The sequence below is a fragment of the Brevundimonas sp. genome (genome assembly GCF_052436175.1).
Classification (GTDB): Bacteria; Pseudomonadota; Alphaproteobacteria; order Caulobacterales; family Caulobacteraceae; genus Brevundimonas.
Genome location: NZ_JBQVNM010000100.1, coordinates 1 through 6,836 on the forward strand (window position 1 = coordinate 1; position 6,836 = coordinate 6,836).

At 68.2% G+C, this 6,836-nt stretch carries 8 protein-coding genes and 1 tRNA gene; 8 read left to right on the plus strand and 1 reads right to left on the minus strand.

Going from position 1 to position 6,836, the window contains the following annotated elements:
* Positions 1–204: 204 nt before the first annotated feature.
* Complete coding sequence (locus ACT6QK_RS14575) at positions 205–537, minus strand: TFIIB-type zinc ribbon-containing protein (RefSeq protein ID WP_444598547.1); 333 nt, start codon at positions 535–537, stop codon at positions 205–207.
* A 254-nt stretch (positions 538–791) separates the two neighbouring features.
* Here ACT6QK_RS14575 and ACT6QK_RS14580 point away from each other — a divergent pair, with 254 nt between their 5' ends.
* From ACT6QK_RS14580 to ACT6QK_RS14615, 8 genes are all read left to right on the plus strand, one after another.
* Positions 792–1,040 (plus strand): DUF3297 family protein, encoded by a 249-nt coding sequence (locus tag ACT6QK_RS14580; RefSeq protein ID WP_444598548.1) that lies wholly within the window; start codon positions 792–794, stop codon positions 1,038–1,040.
* 45 nt (positions 1,041–1,085) lie between these two features.
* Positions 1,086–2,531 carry a M20/M25/M40 family metallo-hydrolase gene (locus tag ACT6QK_RS14585; protein ID WP_444598549.1) on the plus strand — a complete coding sequence of 482 codons (1,446 nt, stop codon included), beginning with the start codon at positions 1,086–1,088 and terminating at the stop codon, positions 2,529–2,531.
* Positions 2,532–2,538: 7 nt separating this feature from the next.
* A tRNA-Leu gene (locus ACT6QK_RS14590) sits at positions 2,539–2,623 on the plus strand.
* 87 nt (positions 2,624–2,710) lie between these two features.
* The gene (locus ACT6QK_RS14595) at positions 2,711–3,280 is read left to right on the plus strand and encodes a lipocalin family protein (RefSeq protein WP_444598550.1); all 570 of its coding nucleotides are present in this window, start codon (positions 2,711–2,713) and stop codon (positions 3,278–3,280) included.
* Positions 3,281–3,320: 40 nt separating this feature from the next.
* On the plus strand, positions 3,321–4,352 hold the full coding sequence (locus tag ACT6QK_RS14600; RefSeq protein ID WP_444598551.1) for an SAM-dependent methyltransferase: 1,032 nt from the start codon (positions 3,321–3,323) through the stop codon (positions 4,350–4,352).
* Entirely contained in the window at positions 4,349–4,753 is a 405-nt protein-coding gene (locus ACT6QK_RS14605; protein WP_444598552.1) for a DUF2177 family protein, read from the plus strand. The genes ACT6QK_RS14600 and ACT6QK_RS14605 overlap by 4 nt, the downstream gene beginning before the upstream one ends.
* Positions 4,754–4,810: 57 nt before the next feature.
* Positions 4,811–5,821 (plus strand): thioredoxin-disulfide reductase, encoded by a 1,011-nt coding sequence (gene trxB / locus ACT6QK_RS14610; RefSeq protein WP_444598553.1) that lies wholly within the window; start codon positions 4,811–4,813, stop codon positions 5,819–5,821.
* 85 nt (positions 5,822–5,906) lie between these two features.
* Positions 5,907–6,836 (plus strand): alkaline phosphatase family protein (locus ACT6QK_RS14615; protein WP_444598554.1); only part of this gene is annotated, 930 nt, incomplete at its 3' end.

The following is a 6,836-nucleotide window of genomic DNA, read 5'->3' on the forward strand; positions in this document are numbered from 1 at the left end:
CCCCGTGCGGCCGCTCCGTCGGCGCGCCGTCCTACGCCCCGTCCAGCGGCGACCAGGCCGGCGGCGAACCGACCGGCGGCCTCGTCATCGACGCCCGCCGCCAGCGGCCCGCAGCCCTATCAGGCGGGAAGCGCGGCTTCGACGGCGCCGGCGGCCTCCACCCCGGCGCCCCGCCAGTCGGTTCAGTAGGGCAGACGTCCGACCTCAGTCGAAGATGTCGAAGATCGAGTCCCGCTTCTTGCGCTTGCGATAGAAGTCGTCGTCGTCGCGACGGTAACGCTCCCGATCGTCAGACCGATGATGGTCCGGCCTTTGGCTCCAGGGCTGCGACTGGGGCTGGGGCGGGGGCGGGGGCGCATAGGTCGGCTGGACGGGAGCCGTGGCGCGCCCCTCGGCGTTCGCCGCATCCATCAGCTTTTCAAGCTCGCCGCGATCCAGCCAGACGCCCCGGCAGCTCGGGCACATGTCGAACTGGACGCCGGAGCGTTCCAGCGTCTGCATCGCGGCGTTGTCGTTGGGGCACATCAATAGGGGCATTAGGGTCCTCGGGTTGATAGGCGCGTCGACGCCCGGAAGCGGGGAGGAGGCCGCCGGGCGCCGACGCATCGGATGCGGTCGCATCCGTGACGATCCGACATCGCGTCATCGCCGGGGGGAATGGCGACGACGCCAGAGGGGCCCGCATCGTCGTCCAGATGTGCGAAGGCCGCGCACCTGGTGCAAGTGGACGGGTTGTCGCGCCCGGTCGCAAGGGGCTATGGAGCCGGCTCGCTGCGATAAGAGTCTCCGCCATGTCCGACGCCCTGCCTGACCGCCTTTCGGTTGATCCCGACAGCCCCTTCCACGACGCCGAACTGCTGCAACGCGGCATCGGCATCCGCTTCAAGGGCGAGGAGAAGACCAATGTCGAGGAATACTGTGTCTCCGAGGGCTGGGTGCGTCTCGCCGTCGGCAATCGCGTGGATCGTCGCGGCAAGGCCCTGACCATCAAGATGCAGGGGCCGGTCGAGCCCTATATCAAGGGTGACGGCGAGGGCTGATCGGGCCTAGAAGACGGACTTCCGTTCGAGTCTTTCGAGGTCGCCGTGGTTCGCTCCGTCCGTCTTGCTTCCCTCCTGTCGGCCGGCGTCTGCGCCCTGGCCGTCCTCGGCGCCGGCGCGGCCCAGGCCCAGAGCGCCGGGGCCATCCGCGCGGCGGAACAACTGCGCGACCAGGCGCTGCAGTCCAATATCGCCCTCGACTACGTCACCCAGCTGACCACCCGCTTCGGCGCCCGCCCGGCGGGGTCGCCTTCGGAACAGGCCGCCGCCGCCTGGGCGGCCGACTACATGCGCGCCCAAGGCTTCAAGAACGTCCGCATTCAGGAGTTTCCGCTCGTCGGCTGGGAGCGGGGCGAGGAGAGCGCCACCCTGCTGGGCGCGAACCCGCAGCATCTGGTCGTCGCGGCCCTCGGCCATTCGGTCGCCACGCCGGCCGCCGGGGTCGAGGGCGAGGTCGTCCGCTTCCGCACTCTGGAAGAGCTTCAGGCCGTTCCCGACGGGTCGCTGCGCGGCAAGATCGCCTATGTCGACGCCGGCCAGTTGATCCCCATGCAGGACGGCTCCGGCTACGGCCCCCTGACCCGCATTCGCGGCGCCGGTCCGGGCGTGGCGGCGCAGAAGGGGGCGGCGGCCTTCATCATGCGGTCCGTCGGCTCGGACATGCACCGCATGCCCCACACCGGCACCACCCGCTACATCGATGGCAAGGTGCCACTGCCCGGCTTCGCCCTGTCCGGGCCCGACGCCAGCCAGCTCAGCCGCCTGATGGATATGGGTGAGAAGCCGCGCCTGCGCCTGACCTCCACCGCCCATACCTATGAGACCAAATCCCAGAACGTCATCGGTGATCTGCCGGGCCGGACCCATCCGGAACAGGTGATCGTCCTGGGCTCGCACATGGACAGCTGGGATCTGGGCACCGGCGCCATCGACGACGGGGCAGGGGGCGCCATCACCCTCGCCGCCGCCAAGCTGATGATGGAGCGGGGCGCCCCGGCCCGCACCGTCCGCGTGATCCTGTACGGTTCGGAAGAGGTGGCCCAGCCGACCAACACCGGCAACGGCGGCGGCGCCTATCTGCGCAGCCTCAGCCCCGACGAGCTGAAGAACCACGTCTTCACCGGAGAGAGCGACTTCGGCGCCGACCGCGTCTACGCCTTCGGATTGCCGGTCGGTGCGCAAGGGTCGGACTTCGCCAAGGCCGCGGCGCGGGTGCTTTATCCCATCGGCGTCCTGCCGTCGCCGGACCCGGAACTGCACGGCGGCGCCGACATCGGCCCCATCGTCGAGGCCGGGGTTCCAGTCTTCGGCCTGAACCAGGACGGAACCCGCTATTTCGACCTGCACCACACGGCCGACGACACCCTGGACAAGATCGACCCGAAACAGCTGAGCCAGAACGTCGCCGCCTGGACCGCTCTGGTCTGGCTGGCCGCCGACAGCGACGTCGATTTCCGCGCCATGCGGCCCGCCGCGACGGCGGGGCGCTGATCCCCATGCGAGCGTGGCGAAACTGGTAGACGCAGCAGACTTAAAATCTGTCGACTTCGGTCTTGCGGGTTCGATCCCCGCCGCTCGCACCATTCCCGCCGTCTGAAGGCGCATCCAAACGGCCAGGCTGCGCGTAGTCTTCGCACCGGCCCTTCAGGGGCGCCATGTGAGGCGACGACATGCGGGTTCAGAGCCAGCCCACGGAAACGGGACTCGCGCCCGGCGCGTTCAAGGCCGCCTTTCTGGCCCTTGTCGCCGCCGTCTTCATCGGCTGGCCCGGTCTGGCCTCGGCCCAGGCGCCGGAGCCGCGCCAGACCCTGAACCTCGAACGGTTCATGGGCCGCTGGCATGAGATCCTGCGCACGCCGAACGACCATCAGCGCGACTGCTGGGCGGCCAGCCAGGTCTGGGCCCAGACGGCGCCGGGCCGGTTTTCGATTTCCCAGACCTGCCATCGCGGATCGCGCACCGGCCCGGTGCGCCGCATCAACACCAGCGCCCGCGTCACCGACACCCGCACCAACGCCAAGTTCGAGGCCAGCTTCTTCGGCGGGCTGATCCGCCAGCGCTACTGGGTCATCGACATCGCGCCCGACTACAGCTGGATGATCGCCACGACGGCCGACGGCAAGTTCCCGGCCCTGCTGTCGCGCAGCCCAACCATGTCCGCCGCCCAGCGTCAGCAACTGACGGCCCGGATGGGGCAACTCGGCCTGCCGACGGCCCAGCTCGAGCCGTCGGGCGGGTGAGGCGTCCCCTTCGTTTTCTCTTTCGTTTCAGGAGCCTTGCGTGAGTTTGATCGCCAATAGCGTGAACCGGCTGCAGGATGCGCCCTTCCCCGATTTCGTCACGCGCCCGGCCATCGCCCTGCTGGTCGCCAATGCGCGTCGGCGGCTGGATCGGTCGCCGGACTTCGCCGAGGCGGATTTTGCGCGCGAAATGGCGGAGCGTCCCGTGGCCGAGCACACCGACGCCGCCAATCAGCAGCATTACGAACTGCCCGCGCGCTTCTTCGAACTGTGCCTCGGCCCGCACCGCAAGTATTCGAGCTGCTACTTCCCCACGCCGGACGCGACCCTGGAGCAGGCCGAGGCGGCCGCCCTGCGTCTCACCTGTGATCATGCGGACCTGCAGGACGGCCAGGACGTGCTGGAGCTCGGCTGCGGCTGGGGCTCGCTGTCGCTGTGGATGGCCGAGCGCTATCCTGCGTCCCGGATCACCTCGGTGTCGAACTCCCGCAGCCAGAAGGCCGAGATCGACGCCCTGGCGCAGGCGAGGGGACTGACGAACCTGGAGGTCGTCACCGCCGACATGAACGTCTTCCAGACCGACCGGACCTTCGACCGGATCGTTTCGGTGGAGATGTTAGAGCACATGGCCAACTGGCGCGCCCTGCTGACCCGCGCCCGCGGGTGGCTCCGCCCGGACGGCCGGATGTTCATCCATGTCTTCAGCCACATCAACGCGCCCTATCGGTTCGAGGTCTCGGATGACAGCGACTTCATCGCCCAGCACTTCTTCACCGGCGGGGTCATGCCCAGCCACGGCCTGATGCATCAGTATGCCGACCTGTTCGAGGTCGAGCAGGACTGGCGCTGGAGCGGAAAACACTATCAGCGCACGGCCGACCTCTGGCTGGAGAATTTCGACCGCAACGAGGACGAGATCCGCACCCTGATGACCGAGGTCTACGGCGACGACCATGCCCTGTGGATGCGGCGCTGGCGGCGGTTCTTCATGGCGACGGCCGGCCTGTTCGGCGACAGCGGCGGCGAGGTTTGGGGCGTGAGCCATTATCGGATGAGGCGGAGCGGGCAATGATCAAGATAATCTCGGCCTACGGCTTTTCAGCCGTGGCCTTTCTGGCGATCGATGCGGTCTGGCTGACGCTCGTGGGGCCGAAGCTGTATCGACCGATCCTCGGCGACCTGCTGGCGGACAAGGTCAACTTCACCGCCGCCGTGGCCTTCTACCTGATCTACATTGCGGGCATCACGGCCCTGGTGACCCTGCCGGCCCTTCGCGACGCCTCATGGAAGGCGGCGGCGATCAACGGCGCCATCCTCGGCTTCGTGGCCTATGCCACCTATGACCTGACCAATCAGGCGACGCTGCGGACCTGGAGCACGACGATCACCGTGGCGGACATCGCCTGGGGGACGATCTTGACCTGCGGCGCGGCCCTGGCCGGCTATTTCGGCACACGCCTGTTGGTGAAATAGGCCCGAGACTGGGCTTGGGCGTCGCGAAACATGGAATCAGCGCCTAGATTGGGCGTCATGACCCAGTCTCCTCGCTCTGTCCGCCTCGCCATCATCGGTTCCGGCCCCGCCGGCTGGACCGCCGCCATCTATGCGGCCCGCGCCCTGCTGAATCCGGTGATCATCGCCGGCCTCCAGCCGGGCGGCCAGCTGACCATCACCACCGACGTCGAGAACTATCCCGGCTTCGCCGAGGTGATTCAGGGGCCCTGGCTGATGGAGCAGATGAAGGCCCAGGCCGAACACGTCGGGACCGAGGTCATCGAAGATATCGTCGTCTCCGCCGACCTGTCCCAGCGCCCTTTCCGGCTGAAGCTGGATTCGGGCGCCGAGATGCTGGCCGAGACAGTCATCATCTCCACCGGCGCCCAGGCCAAATGGCTGGGGCTGGAGAGCGAGCAGAAATACCAGGGCTTCGGCGTTTCGGCCTGCGCGACCTGCGACGGCTTCTTCTATCGCGGCAAGACCGTCATCGTCGTCGGCGGCGGCAACACCGCCGTCGAGGAAGCGCTGTTCCTGACCAACTTCGCGTCGAAGGTCGTGGTGGTCCACCGCAAGGACGAGTTCCGGGCCGAGAAGATCCTGCAGGACCGGCTGTTCGCCAATCCCAAGGTCGAGGTGGTCTGGGACCACGCGGTCGAGGAAATCCTCGGCCAGTCGGACGGGATCAGCTCCAACGTCACCGGCGTCCGGGTCGCCAACGTCAAGACGGGCGCGACCCAGGAGATCGCCGCCGACGGCGTCTTCATCGCCATCGGCCATGCGCCCTCGTCGGAGCTGTTCCAGGGGCAGCTTGAGACGAAGCAGGGCGGCTATCTGGTGGTCAAGCCCGGCTCGACCGCGACCAATATCGAAGGGGTCTACGCCGCCGGCGACGTGACCGACGACATCTATCGCCAGGCGGTGACCGCCGCCGGCATGGGCTGTATGGCGGCGCTGGACGCGGTCCGCTTCCTCGCCGAACAGGATCACAAGGCCGAAGGCCACCCGATCAGCCACCACGAGGCCGAGAAGATCGGCGCCTGGTAGGCAGGGCGCTTCCTGGGACTGTCATCGTCCCGCAACGCTCGGAGCCTAAGGCCGGGCGAAGGCTACTGTGTTCCGGAGTTCGCTGGTGAAGTCGTTCAAATCCGCCGTGATCGCCGGTGCGGCGTCGGTCCTGTTCGCTGCGTCCGGCGTGTCGGCCCAGACGGCTAACGATGCTGGGCCCCGGGCGGAGGCGGCCGCGCCGTCATTGATCGTCACCGTCGTGGTGGATCAGTTCAGCGCCAATCTCTTCAACCAGTACCGCAGCCGCTACACCGGCGGTCTGCGTCGGCTGGCGGACCAGGGGCTGGTCTCGACCAACGGCTATCAAACCCACGGCCTGACGGAGACCTGCCCGGGGCACTCGACCGTCCTGACCGGCCGCCATCCGACCGGAACCGGCATTCCCGCCAATGACTGGATCGATCCGGCGACGGGCCATGAGGTCTATTGCCTCGCCGCGCCGCAGAACACCCTGGCCCACGGCAGAATCACCGATAACGGCCCCGTCGGTCCCGGCCAGCTTCAGGCGACCGCGGTCCCGGACTGGCTGAAGTCGGTCAGCCCGCAGAGCCGCATCTTCGCCGTCTCGGGCAAGGATCGCGGGGCGATCAATCTGAACGGTCACAGGGGCGACGGCGCCTACTGGTTCACCGACGGCTTCGGCCTGACCACCTATGTCGAGCCGGGCCAGACGGCCGAGGCGCGCCTGGCGCCCGTGGCGGCGTTCAACACCCGCTTCCGCACCGCCATGGCGGCCACCGGCGAGACCGCGCCGCGTCTCTGGACGGGCGGCTGGGCGCAATGCCAGGCGCTGACGGCGGACTGGCGTATCCGGGATCAGGTCTTCCATTCGACCGTGCCGCCGACCCGTCCGAAGTTCGACGACTCGCCTCTGCTGGACGAGGAAACGCTCGACGCCGCCGCCTTCTTGCTGGAAACCCAGCAACTGGGCCGCCGGGGCGTGACGGACATGCTGGGCGTCAGCCTGTCGGCCACCGACCGCATCGGCCACGCC